The organism is Billgrantia antri, assembly GCF_019430905.1.
Taxonomy (GTDB): domain Bacteria; phylum Pseudomonadota; class Gammaproteobacteria; order Pseudomonadales; family Halomonadaceae; genus Halomonas; species Halomonas antri.
Genome location: NZ_JAHYCA010000002.1, coordinates 315082 through 333805, shown reverse-complemented (window position 1 = coordinate 333805; position 18724 = coordinate 315082). Strand labels below are relative to the sequence as shown.

The following is an 18724-nucleotide window of genomic DNA, read 5'->3' as shown; positions in this document are numbered from 1 at the left end:
CAGGCATATCGCTTGACGCGAGGGGAATGCTGGACAAATAGCCGAGCGAGATGAAGCGCAAGGCGCACGGAGCACAGGAGCCGGAGCATATGGGGTATATGTGAGGATTCCGCGCACCGCGCAACGCAGCGATTCGCTCGTGTAGGCATTTGCGCAGCGTTACCCTAATCTGGCGTCATGACCATGACTTCTCCTACCCCCGGGCAGCTGTTGAAGGAGTGGCGCCAGCGGCGGCGGCTGAGCCAGCTCGCCCTTGCCGCCGAGGCCGAGATTTCCCAGCGCCACCTGAGCTTCGTCGAATCCGGACGGGCCACGCCCAGCCGGGAGATGCTGCTGCGCCTGGCCGAACAGTTGGGCATTCCTCTGCGCGAGCGCAACCGGCTGCTGCTCGCCGCGGGTTTCGCCCCGGCCTTCGGCGAACGCCCTATCGACGCGCCCGAACTCGAGACGGTCCGCGGCGTGATCGAGCGGCTGCTGGCGAGCCATGCCCCCTACCCGGCGCTGGCCGTCGACCGCCACTGGCACTTGCTGCTGGCCAATCGGCCGCTCGAAGCGCTGCTCGACGGCATCGACGCCGAACTGCTGAAGCCTCCGATCAACGTGCTGCGGCTCACGCTGCATTCCCAGGGGCTTGCGCCGCGCATCGGCAATTTCCGTGAATGGCGTGCCCATATTCTCGAGCGACTGGCACGCCAGGCCGAGACGACCGCCGACCCGGCGCTCATCGAACTCGCCGAGGAGCTGAAGGGCTACCCGGTGCCGGCCGGGGCTCGCCCTCATCTGGCCTCGAAATCGAGTCATGCCGGCATCGTCGTGCCGCTGGAGCTGGCCATGCCGGATGGCCGCGTGCTGTCGCTGCTGAGTACCACCACGGTGTTCGGCACTCCGCTCGACATCACCCTGGAGGAACTCGCCATCGAGTCGTTCTTCCCGGCGGACGCGGCCAGCCAGGAAGTGCTGCAGCAGTTGGCCGCGCCCGTGCCGATTGGCTAGAAAGACAGGCAGATCTTGCCGAAGTGCCTCCCCGCCTCCTCGTGGCGGAAGGCATCGGCAATCTCATCGAGCGCGAAGGTGCTGTCGATGATCGGATGCACGCCACTGGCCTCGATGCCGCGCACCATCTCCTGCTGGTGGATACGGCTGCCGACGATCAGCCCCTGCAGGCGCGCCTGCTTGGCCATCAGCTTGGCGGTGGGCACTTCGCCGCCGCGCCCGGTCAGCACGCCGATCAGCGAGATATGACCGCCGATGCGCACGGCGTCGATGGACTGCGGCAGCGTACCCGGCCCGCCGACCTCGATAACATGGTCAACGCCCTGGCCGTCGGTCAGCGCCTTCACCTTCCTGCCCCACTCCGGCTGGGCCTTGTAGTTGAGGGTGTGATCGGCGCCGAGCTGCTTGAGTCTTTCGATCTTGGCGTCGGAAGACGAGGTGGAAATCACCCTTGCCCCCATCGCCTTGGCGAACTGCAGGGCGAAGATGGAAACGCCGCCGGTGCCCAGCGTGAGGATGGTGTCGCCGGCCTTGAGGTTGCCGTCCACCACCAGCGCGCGCCAGGCGGTGAGGCCCGCCGTGGTCAGCGTAGCGGCTTCCTCGTGACTGTAGCCCCGTGGCGCATGGGTGAACCAGGTGGCCGGACGAATCACCTGCTCGCGGGCGTAGCCATCGAAACCGTCGCCGGGGGTGGTCTTGAAATCACCGACCCGCGCCGGCCCATCCAGCCAGTAGGGGAAGAAGGTAGAGACCACCGCATCGCCAACGGCGAACTCCTCGACGCCCTCGCCCACCGCCTCGACCACTCCTGCACCGTCGGACATGGGAATGCGGCCATCCTCGGTGGGCATCTTGCCGGCCACCACGCCGTAGTCATGGAAGTTGAGCGAGCTGGCATGCACGCGTACGCGTATCTCGCCAGGCCCCGGTTCACCCGGCGCCTCGCGCTCGCCGACTTGCAGCTGGTCCAGCCCGCCTGGGCTCTTCAAGGTCACGACTTTCATCTCGGCACTCCTCTATCCTCATTGCCTTTCGCTTTCATTGAGAGTGCCAAGAGCCTAGCCCATCATGCCGGCGGAAGCGCAAGGCTCACCCTGTTTGTCCATCCTCGAGGCAAGGCTCGGCTTGCACGGCCTCGGCGACGTAGGCCATGAAGGCGCGAATGCGTGCCACCCGACGCAGGTCTGGGTGGGTCAGCAGCCACAGGTCGGTGGCGAGCTCGGGAATCGGCTCGCCGAGGCGGGCCAGCGTCGGTTCGACGTCGGCCAGGTAACAGGGCAGCACGGCGCGGCCGAGCCCGTCGCGGGCGGCGGCCAGCATGCCGAACATGGTGTCGACGCGATAACGGCAGTGCTCGTTGGCCCCTTTCTCGGACATCCAGGCGTCGAGCGCGGCATAGCCCAGGTGACGGTCCGGCCCGACCCAGGCATCGACAGCGCCATCGCCGCGAGCATAGACGGCCTGCGCGATGGTACCGATCCGTCGCCCCACCAGATGCTCCGGCGGCGACGACGAGGGCCGCACCGCCACGTCGGCATCGCGCTGGGAGAGATTGAACAGCTCGTTGGAGACCGCCACCTCGAGCACGATCTCGGGATGCGCGCGCTGGAAGCCGGCGAAGATCGGCGACAGCAGCCCCATCAGCAGCGTATCGGTGGTAGTCACGCGAATGCTGCCGGAGAGGCGCAGGTCTCGCCCCGCCACGCGGCGCTCGACACCCAACACCTCGGCCTCCACACGGGCCGCGGTAGCCGCCAGGTCCTCTCCTGCCGGGGTCGGCACGTAGCCCGTGCGCGAGCGCTCGAACAGCGCCACGCCCAGGCGTCGCTCGATGGCGTTCAGGCGGCGAAAGGCCGTGGCATGGCTGGCTCCCAGCCGCCGTCCGGCGCCGGAGAGCGAGCCCGCCTCGAAGATGGCCTGCACCACGCGCAGGTCGTCCCAGTGCAGCGACTGTTCCGTCACGATTTTGCCCTCATCGGTCGCCGGCATGGCGCGGCTCCGGTCACTGCTCAGAATTCGGTGACCACGGTCACGCCGACGCCCTGGAACCTGTCCATGCTCGTCAGCACCTCGATCGACTGCTCCAGGTCGATCCTTTGGCCAACCAGCTTCTCGGGCGAAAGCTTCCCGGTCTGGATCATTTCGAGCATGGCGCCGTAGCGATGAGCCTGCATGCCGTGGCTGCCGAGTATCTCGAGCTCGTGGGCAATGACCTTGCTCATCGGAATGGCCGGCGTGCTGTGATCGGCCGGCATGAGCCCGACCTGAACGTGCTTGCCGCGCTTGCGCAGATTGCTGATCGAGTTGAAGCAGGTGGCGGGGTGTCCCAGCGCATCCAGCGATACGTGGGCGCCGCCCCGCGTTATCTCGATGACCGCCTCGGCAACGCTCGCCACCTCGCTCGCGTTCACGCTGGCAACCGCGCCCAGCTCACGGGCCAGCTCGAGCTTGTCTTCCGAAATATCGATGGCCACGACATTAGCACCCACGGCGTTGGCGATCATGATCGCGGAAAGGCCGACGCCACCGCAGCCGTGTACCGCCACCCACTGCCCGGCGGATGCCTTGCCCTGGTCGACCACGGCGCGAAACGAGGTTACGAAGCGACAGCCCAGGCTGGCCGCCGTGGCGAAGTCCAGCGTCTCCGGCAAGGCCACCAGGTTGATGTCGGCATGATGGATGCCGACGTACTGGGCGAAGGAGCCCCAATGGGTGAAGCCCGGCTGGAACTGACTATCGCAGACCTGGTGATTCCCAGAGTAGCATTCGGGACAGCTACCACAGCCGCCGACGAACGGCACCGTGACGCGATCGCCTACACGCCATTGCGTCACGTCCTTGCCCACCGCCTCGACGATGCCCGCCAGCTCGTGCCCCGGGACATGGGGAAGTCGGATGTCGGGATCGTGCCCCATCCAACCGTGCCAGTCGCTGCGGCAAACGCCCGTCGCCATAACCTTGACCACCACGCCGTGTGTTTCCGGCGTCGGGTCGGGCAGGTGCTGGATTTGCGGTGGAGCGGAAAAGGCCTCGTAGACCACGGCTTTCATCAAGGTCCTCCCTAGCAGGCTGTTCAGATATGCAAAGTCGGTTGTCGTTTTTAGGGAATATCGGATCGTCAGCGTACAGCATAGCCTGAAGCCAAGCATCACGTAGGCCAGCGAAGCGGAGACCCAAGATGCATGCCCTGATCGTGTTCTGCCACCCCGAACCCCACTCCTTCAACGGCGCCCTGAAGGACGTCGCCGTCGAGACCCTGCAACGGCAGGGCTACCGCGTCGAGGTCTCGGATCTCTACGCCGAAGGTTTCGATCCGCTGGAGAGCCCGGTTCATTACACCGACCGTGCCGAACCGGAGGCGTTCCTGCCCCTTACCGAGCAGCGTAGCGCCTTCGAAGGCGGCACCCTGCCCGCCGACGTGCAGCGCGAAATCGAGCGGCTCGAGCATGCCGACCTGGTGATCCTGCAGTTCCCGCTGTGGTGGCACGCCCAGCCGGCCATGCTCAAGGGCTGGTTCGACCGAGTGTTCGTCTACGGCGGGCTCTACTCCGGCCGCATGCGCTACGACCGGGGGCGTTTTCCCGACAAGCGGGTGCTGCTGTCGGTGACCACCGGCGCCCCGGCGCCGACCTTCACCCGGCATGGCCGCAGCGGCCATATCGTGGCACTGCTGTGGCCAATCCACTACTCGCTTTACTATCTGGGCGTTAGCGTGCTGCCGCCCCAGGTCACCTACGGGGTGCAGGGCGGCGGGCTGAGCTACCAGGACGAGGCGGCGTTCCGTGAGCGTCTGGAAGCGGAGAAGGCGGCCTGGGCAAGGCGGCTGGAAAGGCTCGACGGCGAGGCGCCGATTCCCTTCGCCGGCTGGGACGACTGGGACGAGCAGGGCACGCTCAAGGCGGGGCACCCCGAGAGCTGGCGCTTGTGAATGCCCGGGGTAAGCGTCACGCACGGGGCAGGATGACGCTCACCTCGGTGCCCTTCCCCGGTGCGCTGACGATCTTCCATGCTACCCCGTGCCGTTCGCAGATCTCACGTACGATCGACAGCCCCAACCCCGAGCCATCGCCCCTGGCGAGGCTGGCCCGGGTGCGGTAGAAGCGCTGGGAGACCAGCGGCAACTCCTCCTCGGCGATACCGACGCCGTTGTCGATCACCACCAACCGCACCCCCTGCGGCAACGCTTCGGCGTCGAGACGCACCCAGCCCCCGGCGGGGGTGGCGCGCAGGGCATTGTCGATCAGGTTGGCCAACAGGCGGTCGATCAGCCCCAGGTCGGCCTCGACCTGGGGCAGCGAGGGGTCGCAGGTTACCGTCAGCGAGATGCCGGCCTCGCGGGCCTGATGCTGGAACTTGCCGACGATGTCGTGGGCCAGCTCGGCCAGCGCAAACGGCTCGCACTGCAGGGGGCGGTGGTCGGCGTCCAGCCGCGCCAGGGTCGAGAGCTGCTGCGCGAGACGGGTCAGGCGGTCGGCATTGTCGAGAATTGCCGTCAGCATTCGCCGGCGGCCCTCGTCGGCGGCTTCCGCGACCAGCAGCTGTTCGGCATAGCCACGTAGCGAAGTCAGCGGCGTGCGGAAGTCGTGCGAAAGGTTGGCTACCAGCTCACGCCGCTGGCGATCTGTCTCACGCATGGCCTGGAGCTGTGCCTCGATGGTCCCGGCCATGTCGTTGAAGGCCCGGGCCAGGCGACCCAGCTCGTCGTCGCGGGGCGCGGCAATGCGCTGCCCGTAGTCGCCGTTGGCAAATCGCTGTACCGCCGTGGTCAAGCGCGAGAAGCGCCGGGTCAACAGCGCGAACCACACCAGGCCGAAGACCCCCGACACCAGCAGCGCCATCAGCCCGGCCGCGACCAGGGTGCGGGTAATGGAGCTGGTTCGCAGCATGGAGAACATCGACGCTTGGCCGGCATTGGCGAGATCGACGTAAAGAAAGCCCTGGCGGCGTGCCTCACCATGCAAGATGGGCGCGACGGAGAAGATTCCCGGTTCGTCACCGCAGGGCGCCGTCGCCAGCACGGGCAGCATCGGCTCTTCACTAAGCAAGGTTTCCAGCGCCCGAACCTCGATCCGTCGTCCCAGTCCACAGGCCGGCTCGGCGTAGTCGGCGATTACCCTGCCCTGCTCGTCGAGCACATACAGCGACAAAGAGGGATTGATCGACAGAATATGGCGGGCCATGTCGCGTGCGGCAGCGCTTCCGGGACCTTGCCACAAGGCCGGCTGAATGACCTGGGCGAGATTCTTGGCGAGATCGATCTCCATCCGCTGCTGCAGTTCCCGGGTGAGCTGGTTGAACTGGCTGATGGCGATCCAGGCGGTGGCCACCGACAGCAGCAACAGGCTGGTCAGGTAGACCAGCGCGATACGCGCATAGAGGCTGCGACCCAGCCGCCCGCAACGGCGCAGCAATCCCCTCATGAGCGCTCGGCGCCCGGCCCGGACGGCGGCGAGCCCTGGCACTCCGATGTCTCGGCGAAGCGATAGCCCACGCCCCAGACGGTCTGAATGAAACGCGGTCTGGCCGGGTCGACTTCGATCTTGCTGCGCAGACGATTTATATGAGTGTTCACGGTGTGGTCGTAGCCATCGAATTCCTCGCCCCAGACATGATCGAGCAGTTCGCCGCGACTGAAGCTGCGCCCGGGATGGCGCGCGAAGAGCGAGAGCAGCGCGAACTCCTTGCCTGTGAGCTGAAGCGGCTTGCCATCGAGCTGGACCCGGTGCCGGTCGGCATCGATGACCAGCGGGCCGCAGACCAGCGGCGGCGTGCTGACGATGCCGTCGTCACTGGGTGCCTGGCGCTGACCGCGGCGCAGTAGGGCCTGGATCCGGGCCATCAGGATCGGCATGGCGAAGGGTTTGGTAACGTAATCGTCGGCGCCGATCTCCAGCCCCACCACCACGTCGCGGATCGCCGCCTTGGCAGTCACCATCAGCACCGGCGTCAAGCTGTCGCGACGACGTAGCTGGCGGCACACTTCCAGGCCATCCACCCCGGGCAGCATCAAGTCCAGCGTCACCAGGTCATAACGTACTCCCGCCGCCTCGGCACCGAGCAATGCCAGCGCCGCCTCGCCGTCGCGAACCCAGTCACAGGCATACCCTGCCGCCTCCAGCGATTCGGTGAGCAGCCTGCCAATTTCGGCATTGTCCTCGACACAGAGGATTCGATAGCTCATCGCCAGACTCCCGCCCGTTGCCTGCGTCCACTCTAGAACGACAGCGACGCTGCTACATCACGAAATTATCACGAGAAAAGATATCACGACGTGATGGTTCCGTGATGAACCCATGGCGGCGCCTGACTAGTGTGACCCTTGCCGCTCCGGCATAACGCTGGCGGCCAATCCAAACAAGAGGTGCAAACCGATGAACCCGTTGAACCGTCCCAAGACCGCGCTGTTTGCCACCCTACTCGCCACGGCGCTGCTGCTGCCGACCGCCGCCCTGGCCGACGAGCCCATGGAAAGCGACAGCATGGAGCATGAGGCCATGAGCGGCGATGAAATGGGCAGTGACGCCACGGACAGCGATGCCATGCAAGAGAAAGGCGCGATGATGGAAGAAGATGCCATGCATGACGATGGCGCAATGATGGAGGAAGACGATCACATGATGGAGGAGGAAGACGACATGATGTCGGATGACGATGCCATGTGAAGCACGGCTCGCGGTATCGGCCGGTGCTCGTCTGTGACTTCCCATCACCGGCCGATTTTCTCGATCTTCGCTCGCAGGAGGGTGCCGCGATGCGTGTCTTCAACTCATTCATTTACACGAACAGGAACCAAACTGCCACGGTCATCAAGAGACACGGCGCCTTCACACGGGTCTGGCATTGGGTCAATGCCGCCTGTCTGTTGGTGTTGTTGATGAGTGGCCTGCAGATCTTCAATGCCCACCCCGCCTTGTATTGGGGCAAGGATTCCAGTTTCGCCAGCCCGGCGCTATCGATTCGCGCCGCGACGGATGACGACGGCGAGTTGCGCGGCATCACCCAAGTCGGCCCCTACCGTTTCGATACTACCGGGGTGCTGGGCCTTTCCGGCCCGGATGAAGCCCGTGAACGACGTGCTTTCCCGGCCTGGGCGACCCTGCCCGGCCCGCGCTGGCTCTCCTCCGGTCGCCAATGGCACTTTCTCGCCGCCTGGGTCTTCGCTCCCATGCTGATCGCCTACCTGGCGTATCTGGTGCTCAGCGGTCAGCTAAGGCGACGTTTGCTGCCACGCCGTCAGGAATGGCGAACCCTCCACCATACTTTCTACGACCACCTGCGGCTGCGCTTTCCGCGCGGTGAGGAAGCGCGCCATTACAACTTGCTGCAGAAGCTTGCCTACCTGCAGGTGCTGTTCATCGTCATGCCGTTGGTCGTGCTGACCGGGCTGACCATGTCACCAACCATGGATGCCGCCTGGCCATGGTTGCTGGATATCTTCGGCGGCCGCCAGAGCGCACGCACGATCCACTTCCTATGCGCCCTGGCCCTGGTGGGGTTCTTCCTGATCCACATCGTGCTGGTGCTGGTCTCCGGCGTCGCCAACAACTTGCGCTCGATGATCACCGGGCGCTACCGCTTACCCCCGGCCCTGCCCGCAAGCGAGGAGGCTCACTTCGATGAACAGCAAAAATAGCCCCACCGATCCTCGGCGTCGACGCTTTCTGACCCGCTCGCTGCTGGCCGCGTCCGCCGTGCTGCTGACGGGTTGCGACCGGCTGTCGCGTAGCGACACCATGGGCCGGCTGTTCGATGCTAGCAGTGCCCTGACGCAGAAAGCCCAGCGCCTGCTGGCCTCGCGCGAATCCCTCGCCCGTGAATACTCGCTCGAGGACATCGCGCCGACCTTTCGCGCCAACGGCACCACCAACCCGCAGGAGGCCGCCTACCGACGCCTGGCAGCCAACGGTTTCCGCGACTGGCGCCTGACGATCGACGGGCTGGTCGAGCGTCCGCAGCGCTTTTCGCTCGATGAGCTGCGGAGCATGCCCTCGCGTACCCAAATCACTCGCCACGACTGCGTCGAGGGCTGGAGCTGCATCGGCCAATGGACCGGGGTGGTACTCGGCGACCTGCTGGACCAGGTCGGGGTGCGGGACGAGGCGCGCTTCGTAGTCTTTCACTGTGCCGATCGCTACCGCGGCGGCGACGCCTACTACGAAAGCCTGGACATGATCGAGGCCTACCATCCACAAACGCTGATGGCCTATGGCCTGAACGGCCGCGACCTGCCCATCGCCAACGGTGCCCCGGTTCGGCTGCGAGCCGAGCGCCAGCTCGGCTACAAGATGGCCAAGTATGTGATGCGCATCGAACTGGTGGAGAGCTTCGCCCACCTCGGCCGCGGCCGGGGCGGTTATTGGGAGGACCGCGGCTACGAGTGGTGGGCAGGGATATAAGCTAGCCAAGCACTACCGTGCCAGGCGCTCCAACAACGGCTGGATCGAGACGTTACGCGGCTCGCCATCGAAGTCGTCCTGAACCAGCTCCGCCGCGCGCCGCTCAAGATAGCGCCCTGAACCTTCGACCGCGGCGATACGCTGTATGTCGGCCAGTGAATCGATGAGCTGCGGGGTCAGGCGATCCAGCACCGGGCGCACCTCCTCGGCGAGGTCGGGCGGGTCGGCGAAGGTCGAGCGCCCCTCCTGCAGCCATTGATGGTGAAGGCGCCGCTGGATCTGCTTGCTGGCTTCGAACTGCTTCTCGAAGAAGCGCCGGGCGAAATCCTCGTCGACGCCAGCGGCTTCGGCATCCTCCGCCACTTGGTCGAGGATCTGCGCCTCGCGTTCGGGCGCCTCGATAGGCGCGCCACTGTTCCACTTGGACTGGGCCACCAACGGCGCCACGTCGAGCCGCTCGTCGAGCAGTCCCAGCATGCGGTCGATGGCCGCCTTGTCCTCGTCGGGCGGCTCCGGCGGCTGCATCTGACACCCGGCCAACAGCAGGGCCAAGGCAATCGCAAGCCAGCGTCCGGGATGAATGGGCAACGTCTTACGCAACGACATGGCGATCCTCGCTCGGTTATTGGAGATGCTTCGAAAGGGTACTCCAATTCGGCTCAACGCTCCCGCTGGGATTCCCGCCACTCCTCGGCGGCCTCCTCCACGCCGGGCTCGTCGCCGCGGTTGCGCATCCCCTGACGGTACGCCTCCTCCTCGCGGACATCGTCGATCACGCCCATCAGTTCACTGATGTCGACCGCACGATCATCATGCTCGAAGCAGCCGGTCAGCGGGCTCTCCGGATGCAGCTCGCCGGCTTCATAGAGCGACCAGATCTCCTTGCCATAGTCGGTACCGAGCAGCTCCGGGGCGAAGCGGCCAAAGTAGCGCCGCATGTTGTCGACGTCGCGCTCGAACATCCACTCGGCGCTGTTGTTGCCGGCGGCGTCCACCGCCTGGGGCAGGTCGATGATTACCGGACCGTCGGCGGCCAGCAGCACGTTGAACTCGGAAAGATCGCCGTGCACCAGGCCGGCGCACAGCATCTTGACCACGTCGCGCAGGATCTTGGCGTAGTACTCGCGGGCCTGATCGGCACTCAGGGTCACGTCATCCAGCCGCGGGGCAGTGAAGCCCTCGGCATCGCTGATCATCTCCATCAGCAACACGCCGTCGATGAAGCCGTAGGGCTGCGGCACCCGCACGTCCGCCGCCGCCAGCCGATAGAGAGCATCGACCTCGGCGTTGAGCCAGGCCTGTTCCTGCTCCCTCTGGCCGTACTTGGTCTTCTTGGCCATGGCCCGTGAGCGGCGGCTGTTGCGCTCGCGGCGCCCCTCCTGGTACTGCACCGCCTGCTTGAAGCTGCGCTGCTTCGCCTCCTTGAAGACCTTGGCGCAGCGCCGCTCGCCATGGGAGCGTACGACAAAGACCTGGGCCTCCTTGCCGCTCATCAGTTGGCTCTCGACCGCCTCGATCAGGCCGTCGTCCACCAACGGCTGCAATCGCTTGGGTATCTTCACCTTCCCCCCTCTTTATTCCGCGACGAGTCAGCGACTGACACGCCGGGCGCGAAACGTGCGCCCCTTGAGTTTCCCGGTACCGAGTTGTGCGAGCGCCGCCTTGGCGACCTCGCGCTGCACGGCCACGTAGGCGCTGCGCTCCAATACCTTGATCTTGCCAACCTGGGTGCCCTCGATGCCACCCTCGCCGGTCAAGGCACCGAGGATATCGCCGGGGCGCACCTTCTGCTTCTTGCCGCCGTCGAGCTGCAGCGTGGCCATCGCCGGCAGGAACGGCTCCCGCGCCAGCACGCTGCGCGGCGGCAGTTGTGCTTTCTCCAATGCTTCGCCGAGGAACTCGTTGAGCCGCTCGAGGCGATAGGCCTCGCTCTCGCTGACCAGGGTGCAGGCGATGCCGGAGCCGCCGGCACGGCCGGTTCGCCCGACGCGATGTACGTGAACCTCGAGGTCGCGGGCGATCTGGTAATTGAATACCGCATCCAGCGCGGCGATATCCAGCCCGCGAGCTGCCACGTCGGTGGCCACCAGGATGGAGGCGCTGTGGTTGGCGAACAGCACCAGGATACGCTCGCGATCGCGCTGCTCCAGATCGCCATGCAGCGCCAAGGCGGCGAAACCCGCCGCGCAGAGGGCCTCGGCGACCTCATCGGTCTCGCGCTTGGTATTGCAGAACACCACGCTGGAATGCGGCCGGTGCTGCAACAGCAGCCCACGCAGGGCTTCGAAGCGCTCGGCTTCGTCCGCCACCCGGTAGACGCGCTGGCTGATGGTGCTTTCGTCATGGCTTTCGCTCACCGCCACCTCGGCCGGGTCGCGCATCAGCCCCTGGGCGACGGCCCGAATCTCGCCGCTGAAGGTGGCGCTGAACAGCAGGGTCTGACGGCTGGCCGGCGTCGCGGCGACGATCGCCTCCAGGCTGGGCTGAAAGCCCATGTCGAGCATGCGGTCCGCTTCGTCCAGCACCAGGGTCTCGAGTGCAGCGAGGTCGAGCGAGCCTTTGCGTAGATGCTCCTCCACCCTGCCTGGAGTGCCCACTATCACATGCGCACCATGCGCCAGGGAGGCGAGCTGCGGGCCCAGGGGAGCCCCGCCGCATAGGGTCAGCACCTTGACGTTGGGTAATGTGCGTGCAAGCCGCCGGATCTCGCCGGCCACCTGGTCGGCCAGCTCACGGGTGGGGCATAGCACCAGCGCCTGAACCTGGAAACGCGTTATCTCGAGGCGTGAAAGCAGCCCCAGGCCGAACGCGGCGGTCTTGCCCGAGCCGGTCCTGGCCTGGGCGATCACGTCACACCGCGCCAGCACCGGAGGCAGGCTTGCGGCCTGGATCGGCGTCATGGCGTGGTAGCCGAGCGAATCGAGATTGGCCAGCAATTCTGGCGCCAGCGGCAGCGAGGCAAAAACCCCGTCGTTGGAGGAGTCGGACACGGAAAGAGACCTGAAAGAAATTGAGCGATGCCGAGGCGGGCAGCAAGCGAAGCGGCAGTGCCTGAAGGCACGAACCGAGGGTAAAAGGAAGGCAGGCAGCATACCAGAAACTGGGGGATGGTGTAGCCTTCTCGACCGTTGCAGGTCAGCGAGTGCTTACTGGGGCGATCATGACAGGAAGGGGGCCGGGAGGGGCATGCGACAACATGAACCGGCACGGCGCACACCGTGCCGGTTCGTCTTCAAAGGGCAAGCCAGAGGCTTGCCCTCCTCAGGTGGAGGTCAGCACAGATTCGACACTCGCCTGGCGCGGCTCGTCCATGCGCTCCTCCCAACCGCCGGCCAGCGCGCGGTAGAGCCCCACCAGGGCGGTGGCGGCACGCACGTTGCTCTGGGCCAGGCCGTCCTCGGCGTCCAGGCGCGAACGTTCGGCATCGATCACTTCGAGGAAGTCGATCACCCCCACCTCGAAACGTACCCGCGCCTGGCGGGCTGCCTCGGCGCTGGCCTCGGCAGCGGCCTCCAGGTGTTCTCGCTCGCGCAGTGCCTGGGCGTAGCGGGCGAGTGCCGTCTCGGCCTCTTCCAGCGCGAGCAGCACGGTCTGCTCGTAGCGCGCCAGATTGGCTTCGGCATCGGCATCGGCGGCGGCCATGCGCGCGCGCACCCGGCCACTGTCGAGGAACGACCAATCCACGCCCAGCGCCACCAGCCGCGTTTCGCTGTCGCGGCTGAACAGGTCGCCGGTGCTGGCGGCCTGGGTGCCGAGCAGCCCGCTCAGGGTGAAACGCGGATAGAGGTCGGCGGTGGCCACGCCGATGCTGGCGGTAGCGGCATGCAGGCGCCGCTCGGCCGCGGCGATATCGGGACGCCGACGCAGCAGCTCGCCGGGAAGCCCGACGGCCACCTGGTCATGCAACGTCGGCATCGGTGCCGGCTGCTCCAATCTGGCGATCAGCGCTCCCGGCTCGCGCCCAGTCAGCACCGCCAGGCGATGGATGATGGCGGCAATCTCCCCTTCCAGTGCCGGAAGGCGCGCAAGCGTGCTCTCGAGCTGCGCCCGGGCGCGCACGCTGTCGAACTCGGTGCCGCGTCCGGCCTCCAACCTCGCATCGACCAGTGCCAGCGACTCGCGCTGATTCTCGGCGTTGGCCTCGGCCACGCGCAGCTGCTCCTGCAGGCCGCGCAGGCGCATGTACTGATCGACCAGCTCGCCAACCACCACCACCTGCATGGCGCGCAGATCGGCGGCAGAAGCCTCGACCTCTGCCTGCTGAGCCTCCACGGCGCGGCGCACGCGGCCGAAGAAATCGAGCTCCCACAGCGCGGCGACGCCGGCGTCGTAACTTTCGAAGTCACGTTGGGAACGCGTTGCCTGTGGCATCTGGTCGGCACTGGCACGCTGGTGGGCGGCACCGGCCTCGGCGGTAACACTGGGCGCCAGGTCGCGACGTGACTGCCGCAGCAGTGCCAGGCTGCGATCATGGCGGGCCAGGGCAATGCGCAGGTCGTGGTTGGCGTCGAAGGCCTCTTCGACCAGTTCGCTCAGCAGCGGATCGTCGAAGCTACGCCAGAAGTCGCGCTCGACGGCTTGCGTCGTGACCAGCCCCGGCTCGGCACGCACCAGGCTGGCCGATTCAGGCAGGGCCGGTGCTCGGTAGTCGGGCCCTACCGCACAGGCGGCCAGCGCGAGGGCGAGCGGCAACGGCATCAGGTTACGCATGGTTCTCTTGCGTTTGGCCAGATCAAGCATGGTAAGCCCCCTCCACGGGCTGTGCGTCGCCGGGCTCTGCCTGCCCACGCGTAACCAGCTTGCGCAGGGCAACGTAGAACACCGGGGTGAGGAACAGGCCGAACAGGGTCACGCCAAGCATGCCGGCGAACACCGCCGTGCCCAGCGCCTGGCGTACCTCGGCGCCGGCACCGCCGGCCAGCATCAGCGGCACCACCGCGGCGGTAAAGGTGATCGAGGTCATGATGATCGGGCGCAGGCGCAGGCGGCACGCCTCCAGCGCCGCCTCGACGATGCCACGCCCCTGCAGCTCCAGTTCACGAGCGAACTCGACGATCAGAATGGCGTTCTTGCACGCCAGGCCGATCAGCACCACCAGGCCCACCTGCACGAAGATGTTGTTGTCACCGCCGGTGAGCTTCACGCCGATCAGCGCCGAGAGCATGCACATCGGCACGATCAGGATCACCGCCAGCGGCAGCGTCCAGCTCTCGTAAAGCGCGGCCAGGGCCAGGAACACCAGCAGGATGGCGAGCGGGAACACCACCAGTGCCGCCCCGCCCTGGTTGACCTGCTGGTAGCTCAGGTCGGTCCACTCGAAGCCCATGCCCGCCGGCAGCACTGCCGGGGCAAGCTGCTCGACCACCTCAATGGCCTGGCTCGACGACAGGATCCGCGGGTCAGCTTCGCCCATCAGATCGGCCGCCGGGTAGCCGTTGTAGCGGATAACCGGATCGGGACCAAAGGTCCGGTCGACACGGATCATGCTGCCGATCGGCACCATCTCGCCGTAGGCGTTGCGGGTGCGCAGGCGATCGATGTTCTCCACGTCCATGCGGTAGTCGCCGTCGGCCTGGGCCATCACTTGCCAGGTGCGCCCGAAGCGATTGAAGTCGTTGACGTAGACCGAGCCGAGATAGACCTGCAGGGTCTCGAACAGGTCGGTCAGCGCAACGCCCTGGGTCTTGGCCTTGACCCGGTCGACGTGCAGGTCGAGCTGGGGCACGTTGGACTGGTAGGAGGTGATCGGGTAGCCCATGCCCGGCGTCTGCATCAGCGCACCGCTGAAGCCGTCGACGGCCTGCTGCAGTTCACCGTAGCCCAGCCCGGCGCGATCCTGGATGAATAGCGAGAAGCCCGACCCCGAACCGATGCCGAGGATCGCCGGCGGGGTGAAGGCGAAGCTGAACGCCTCCTGCATGGAACCGAACTTGCCGTTGAGCTCGCCGACGATCTCCTCGGCGCTGCGCGAGCGCGACTCGAACGGGTCGAGACCGAAGAACACCGTGCCGGTATTGGGCGTGTTGGTGAACTGCAGCGGGTTGAGCCCGGGGAAGGCTACCGCCGAGCTCACGCCTTCGGTTTCCAGTGCCAGATCGGTCATGCGGCGGATTACCGCCTCGGTGCGGTCGAGCGAGGCCCCCTCGGGCAGCTTGGCGCCACCGATCAGGTACATCTTGTCCTGGGTGGGAATGAAACCGCCCGGCACCATCTGGAACATTACGCCGGTGCCGGCCAGCAGCAGCGCGTAGACGGCGAACACCGCGCCACGCCGACGCAGGCTGCGCCCCACGCCACGCTGATACCCTCGAGAGCTTGCAGCGAAGAAGCGGTTGAAGGGGCGGAACAGCCAGCCGAACAGGAAGTCGATCACTCTCGACAGGCGATCCTTCGGCGCATCGTGGGGCTTGAGCAGCATGGCCGCCAGCGCCGGCGACAGCGTCAGCGAATTGACCGCCGAGATTACCGTGGAGATGGCGATGGTCACTGCGAACTGGCGATAGAACTGTCCGGTGACGCCTTCGAGGAAAGCCATCGGCACGAATACTGCGCACAAGACCACCGAGATGGCGATGATCGGACCGCTTACCTCGCGCATGGCCTGGTGGGCCGCCGCCAGCGGGGCGAGCCCCTCCTCGATGTTGCGCTCGACGTTCTCCACCACCACGATGGCATCATCGACCACTATGCCGATGGCCAACACCAGGCCGAACAGCGTCAGGGTATTGATCGAGAAGCCGAGCAGGTAGAGCACGGCGAAGGTACCCACGATCGACACCGGCACCGCCAGCAGCGGGATCACCGAGGCGCGCCAGGTCTGCAGGAACAGCGTGACCACCAGCACCACCAGCAGCACCGCCTCGAGCAGCGTCTTGATCACCGACTTGATCGAGTCGCGGACGAACACCGTGGGGTCATAGACGATGGTGTGCTCCACGCCCTCGGGGAAGCGCTGGGAAAGCTCCTCCATCTTCTCGCGTACCGCATCGGAGAGTGCAATGGCGTTGGAGCCGGGGGCCTGGAAAATGCCGATGGCGACTGCCTGCTGGTTGTCGAGCAGCGAACGCAGCGAGTACTCGGCGGCGCCGAGCTCGATGCGCGCCACGTCCGAGAGATAGGTGATCTGCCCATCGCTACCCGCCTTGACCACGATGTCGCCGAACTCCTCCTCGGTGGTCAGCCGGCCCTGGGCGTTGATCGAGATGAGGAAGTCCGACGTGGTCGGCGTCGGCGGTGCGCCGAGCTGTCCCGCTGAGACCTGTACGTTCTGCTCGCGGATGGCGGCGATGATGTCGCCCGCGGTGAGTCCGCGCGCGGCGGCTCGATCGGGATCGATCCACACCCGCATGGCGTAATCGCCGGCACCGAACAGCATCGCCTGGCCCACCCCGGGCAGGCGCGCCAGCTCGTCGCGCACGTGCAGTGCCGCATAGTTGCGCAGGTAGGTACTGTCATAGCGGCCGTCGGGTGAGATCAGCTGCGGCACCATGGTCAGGTCGGGCGACTGCTTGTCGGTGGTCACCCCCTGGCGGCGCACCGCCTCGGGCAGCCGCGCCTGGGCCTGGGCGACACGGTTCTGCACCTGGACCTGGGCCTCGTCGGGGTCGGTACCGGGGCGGAAGGTCAGCGTCATCGCCAACACCCCGTCGGAGCCAGCCACCGATTTCATGTACATCAGGTCCTCGACCCCGGTGATTGCCTCCTCCAGCGGTGTCGCCACCGTCTCGGCGATCTCCTTAGGGTTGGCCCCGGGATAGACCGCACGCACCTGCACGGTGGGCGGCACCACGTCGGGATACTCGCTGACCGGCAGCAGCGGGATGGTGATGGCACCGGCGATGAAGATCAGGATCGACAGCACCGCGGCGAAGATCGGCCGGTCGACGAAGAACTTGGCGAAATCCATGACAAGACTCCCTCCCGGCGCGGACAGCCACGTCCGCGCCGAAGATCGTTCAGGGTTTATAGCGCTTGTTCTGTTACATCGGGCAGTGGAGCCTGGCAGTCAGTGCGTGGCGGCCAGCTCGTTGCCTCCCTCGGCCTGGCCGCGCATGTCTACGCTCTCCGCCGCCACCGGCATGCCGGGGAAGAAGATCCGCTGGGCGCCGTTCACGACCACCTGGTCGCCGGGTTCGAGACCGGCGGCGACGACACGCAGTCCGTCGGCCATGCGGCCCAGCTGCACGTCGCGGCGCATGGCGCGCCCCTCCTCGTCGACCACATAGACGTACTTGCGGTCCTGGTCGGTGAGCACCGCCTTGTCGTCGATCAGCAGGGTGTCCTCGGCGCTCCCCGCCAGCAGCTGTACGCGGGCGTACATGCCCGGGGCGAAGCGGCCTTCGCTGTTGTCGAGCACGGCGCGGGTAAGAATGGTGCCCGCCTCGGCATCAAGGCGGTTGTCGACGAAGTCGACCTCGCCGCGGTAGGGGTAGTCCTCGTCGTTGGCCAACCCCACGCGTACCGGAATGCCGCCCTCGCGGAAGCTCGCCTGGCTGCCGTTGCGTGCCATGGCGTCGTAGTGCAGGTAGGCCAGCTCGTCGCTGTGGAAGTGCACGTGCACCCGGTCGAGGGCGACGATTCGGGTCAACGGCGAGGCCTCGGAGACCAGGTTGCCCGGCGTGACCAATGCCCGGCCGGCACGCCCGGCAATGGGCGCGCGCACTTCGGTGAATTCCATGTTGAGCCTGGCCGTTTCGGCAATGGCCCGGGCGGCGAGAATGTCGGCCTCGGCGGTAGCCGACGCGGCACGCCGCTGGTCCAGTTCCTCGCGCGAGATCGAGCGGCTCTGGGCCAACGCCTCGGCCCGGGCGGCTTCGCTGCGCGCCAGCTCGGCGCGAGCCTGGGCCCGCTGCAGCTCGGCTTCGGCCCGCTCCAGCTCGGCACGGTAGGGTCGCGGGTCGATGGTGAACAACACCTCGCCCTTCTCGACCTCCTGGCCTTCGGTGTAATTGACACTCTCGATGTAGCCCGACACGCGCGGCCGCAGGTCGACGGTTTCCACCGCTTCGATACGCCCGGTGAAGGCATCCCACAGCTCTACGTTCTCGACCAGCACCTGGGCCACGCTGACTTGGGGCGGCGGTGGCCCCTGCTCGGCATTTCCCTGGTCATCGGCCTGGCTTTCACATCCTGTCAGAACGACGAGACCGGCCAACATGGCGGTAACCATGAACGCTCGCCGGCCGTCTCGATTCGCGAACATCTTGTGGACGTTCATTGTTTCCACTCTCCCAGTACAAATCGCAATTAGCAGTGTCGGTATTCTTTTCAGCCAGCGATGCTCGCCCCCTGCTTCACTATTCTTAATTCTTTCTGCCTATTTTAATTAATGTCGT

Annotated in this window: 16 protein-coding genes; 5 read left to right on the top strand and 11 right to left on the bottom strand. The window is 66.2% G+C overall.

Going from position 1 to position 18724, the window contains the following annotated elements; translation table 11 throughout:
* The first annotated feature begins 183 nt into the window (after positions 1–183).
* On the top strand, positions 184–993 hold the full coding sequence (locus tag KPL81_RS05895) for a helix-turn-helix domain-containing protein (RefSeq protein ID WP_240549075.1): 810 nt from the start codon (positions 184–186) through the stop codon (positions 991–993).
* On the opposite strand, the gene KPL81_RS05890 is transcribed toward KPL81_RS05895, so the two are convergent.
* The 3 genes from KPL81_RS05890 to KPL81_RS05880 all read right to left on the bottom strand — a co-directional run bounded on the left by KPL81_RS05890 (position 990) and on the right by KPL81_RS05880 (position 4043).
* Complete coding sequence (locus KPL81_RS05890) at positions 990–1997, bottom strand: zinc-dependent alcohol dehydrogenase family protein (RefSeq protein WP_219791052.1); 1008 nt, start codon at positions 1995–1997, stop codon at positions 990–992. The two genes, KPL81_RS05895 and KPL81_RS05890, sit on opposite strands and share 4 nt — an antisense overlap.
* 85 nt (positions 1998–2082) lie before the next feature.
* Entirely contained in the window at positions 2083–2982 is a 900-nt protein-coding gene (locus tag KPL81_RS05885; RefSeq protein WP_240549074.1) for a LysR family transcriptional regulator, read from the bottom strand.
* A gap of 20 nt (positions 2983–3002) precedes the next feature.
* Complete coding sequence (locus KPL81_RS05880; RefSeq protein WP_219791051.1) at positions 3003–4043, bottom strand: zinc-dependent alcohol dehydrogenase family protein; 1041 nt, start codon at positions 4041–4043, stop codon at positions 3003–3005.
* Between the two features lie 128 nt (positions 4044–4171).
* On the opposite strand from KPL81_RS05880, the gene KPL81_RS05875 reads away from it, so the two are divergent.
* The gene (locus tag KPL81_RS05875) at positions 4172–4921 is read left to right on the top strand and encodes an NAD(P)H-dependent oxidoreductase (RefSeq protein ID WP_219791050.1); all 750 of its coding nucleotides are present in this window, start codon (positions 4172–4174) and stop codon (positions 4919–4921) included.
* 16 nt (positions 4922–4937) lie between these two features.
* Here the strand turns inward: KPL81_RS05875 and KPL81_RS05870 are convergent, their stop codons facing one another.
* Together KPL81_RS05870 and KPL81_RS05865 are read right to left on the bottom strand one after the other, a co-directional pair.
* Positions 4938–6413 (bottom strand): sensor histidine kinase, encoded by a 1476-nt coding sequence (locus tag KPL81_RS05870; protein ID WP_219791049.1) that lies wholly within the window; start codon positions 6411–6413, stop codon positions 4938–4940.
* Positions 6410–7174, bottom strand: a complete 765-nt coding sequence (locus tag KPL81_RS05865) for a response regulator transcription factor (RefSeq protein ID WP_209476312.1) — start codon at positions 7172–7174, stop codon at positions 6410–6412. The genes KPL81_RS05870 and KPL81_RS05865 overlap by 4 nt, the downstream gene beginning before the upstream one ends.
* Before the next feature lie 190 nt (positions 7175–7364).
* Here KPL81_RS05865 and KPL81_RS05860 point away from each other — a divergent pair, with 190 nt between their 5' ends.
* The 3 genes from KPL81_RS05860 (at position 7365) to KPL81_RS05850 (ending at position 9389) form a co-directional block, all read left to right on the top strand.
* Positions 7365–7655: a hypothetical protein gene (locus KPL81_RS05860; protein ID WP_219791048.1), complete on the top strand. Its 291-nt coding sequence runs from the start codon at positions 7365–7367 to the stop codon at positions 7653–7655.
* Between the two features lie 89 nt (positions 7656–7744).
* On the top strand, positions 7745–8626 hold the full coding sequence (locus KPL81_RS05855; protein WP_219791047.1) for a cytochrome b/b6 domain-containing protein: 882 nt from the start codon (positions 7745–7747) through the stop codon (positions 8624–8626).
* Positions 8610–9389 (top strand): molybdopterin-binding protein, encoded by a 780-nt coding sequence (locus KPL81_RS05850; RefSeq protein WP_219791046.1) that lies wholly within the window; start codon positions 8610–8612, stop codon positions 9387–9389. The genes KPL81_RS05855 and KPL81_RS05850 overlap by 17 nt, the downstream gene beginning before the upstream one ends.
* Before the next feature lie 12 nt (positions 9390–9401).
* Here KPL81_RS05850 and aroQ read toward each other — a convergent pair whose 3' ends face one another.
* The 6 genes from aroQ to KPL81_RS05820 all read right to left on the bottom strand — a co-directional run bounded on the left by aroQ (position 9402) and on the right by KPL81_RS05820 (position 18606).
* A complete protein-coding gene (gene aroQ / locus KPL81_RS05845) occupies positions 9402–9995 on the bottom strand; it encodes a gamma subclass chorismate mutase AroQ (protein WP_219791045.1) in 594 nt (197 codons plus the stop codon).
* Positions 9996–10048: 53 nt separating this feature from the next.
* Positions 10049–10951 carry a PA4780 family RIO1-like protein kinase gene (locus KPL81_RS05840; protein WP_219791044.1) on the bottom strand — a complete coding sequence of 301 codons (903 nt, stop codon included), beginning with the start codon at positions 10949–10951 and terminating at the stop codon, positions 10049–10051.
* Between the two features lie 27 nt (positions 10952–10978).
* On the bottom strand, positions 10979–12379 hold the full coding sequence (gene dbpA / locus KPL81_RS05835) for an ATP-dependent RNA helicase DbpA (RefSeq protein WP_219791043.1): 1401 nt from the start codon (positions 12377–12379) through the stop codon (positions 10979–10981).
* Positions 12380–12650: 271 nt separating this feature from the next.
* Positions 12651–14129 carry an efflux transporter outer membrane subunit gene (locus tag KPL81_RS05830; RefSeq protein ID WP_240549073.1) on the bottom strand — a complete coding sequence of 493 codons (1479 nt, stop codon included), beginning with the start codon at positions 14127–14129 and terminating at the stop codon, positions 12651–12653.
* The gene (locus KPL81_RS05825) at positions 14122–17295 is read right to left on the bottom strand and encodes an efflux RND transporter permease subunit (protein ID WP_209476302.1); all 3174 of its coding nucleotides are present in this window, start codon (positions 17293–17295) and stop codon (positions 14122–14124) included. Before KPL81_RS05825 ends, KPL81_RS05830 begins: the two co-directional genes overlap by 8 nt.
* Before the next feature lie 99 nt (positions 17296–17394).
* Positions 17395–18606 (bottom strand): efflux RND transporter periplasmic adaptor subunit, encoded by a 1212-nt coding sequence (locus tag KPL81_RS05820; RefSeq protein ID WP_219791042.1) that lies wholly within the window; start codon positions 18604–18606, stop codon positions 17395–17397.
* Positions 18607–18724: the final 118 nt, after the last annotated feature.

Excerpts from the sequence above, each read along its gene's own strand:
- KPL81_RS05885 (WP_240549074.1), bottom strand. The coding sequence starts at position 2,982 with ATGCCGGCGACCGATGAGGGCAAAATCGTGACGGAACAGTCGCTGCAC.
- aroQ (WP_219791045.1), bottom strand. The coding sequence starts at position 9,995 with ATGTCGTTGCGTAAGACGTTGCCCATTCATCCCGGACGCTGGCTTGCG.
- KPL81_RS05895 (WP_240549075.1), top strand. The coding sequence starts at position 184 with ATGACTTCTCCTACCCCCGGGCAGCTGTTGAAGGAGTGGCGCCAGCGG.
- KPL81_RS05860 (WP_219791048.1), top strand. The coding sequence starts at position 7,365 with ATGAACCCGTTGAACCGTCCCAAGACCGCGCTGTTTGCCACCCTACTC.
- KPL81_RS05875 (WP_219791050.1), top strand. The coding sequence starts at position 4,172 with ATGCATGCCCTGATCGTGTTCTGCCACCCCGAACCCCACTCCTTCAAC.
- KPL81_RS05850 (WP_219791046.1), top strand. The coding sequence starts at position 8,610 with ATGAACAGCAAAAATAGCCCCACCGATCCTCGGCGTCGACGCTTTCTG.
- KPL81_RS05880 (WP_219791051.1), bottom strand. The coding sequence starts at position 4,043 with ATGAAAGCCGTGGTCTACGAGGCCTTTTCCGCTCCACCGCAAATCCAG.
- KPL81_RS05865 (WP_209476312.1), bottom strand. The coding sequence starts at position 7,174 with ATGAGCTATCGAATCCTCTGTGTCGAGGACAATGCCGAAATTGGCAGG.
- KPL81_RS05855 (WP_219791047.1), top strand. The coding sequence starts at position 7,745 with ATGCGTGTCTTCAACTCATTCATTTACACGAACAGGAACCAAACTGCC.
- KPL81_RS05870 (WP_219791049.1), bottom strand. The coding sequence starts at position 6,413 with ATGAGGGGATTGCTGCGCCGTTGCGGGCGGCTGGGTCGCAGCCTCTAT.
- KPL81_RS05825 (WP_209476302.1), bottom strand. The coding sequence starts at position 17,295 with ATGGATTTCGCCAAGTTCTTCGTCGACCGGCCGATCTTCGCCGCGGTG.
- KPL81_RS05830 (WP_240549073.1), bottom strand. The coding sequence starts at position 14,129 with ATGCTTGATCTGGCCAAACGCAAGAGAACCATGCGTAACCTGATGCCG.
- KPL81_RS05820 (WP_219791042.1), bottom strand. The coding sequence starts at position 18,606 with ATGAACGTCCACAAGATGTTCGCGAATCGAGACGGCCGGCGAGCGTTC.
- KPL81_RS05890 (WP_219791052.1), bottom strand. The coding sequence starts at position 1,997 with ATGAAAGTCGTGACCTTGAAGAGCCCAGGCGGGCTGGACCAGCTGCAA.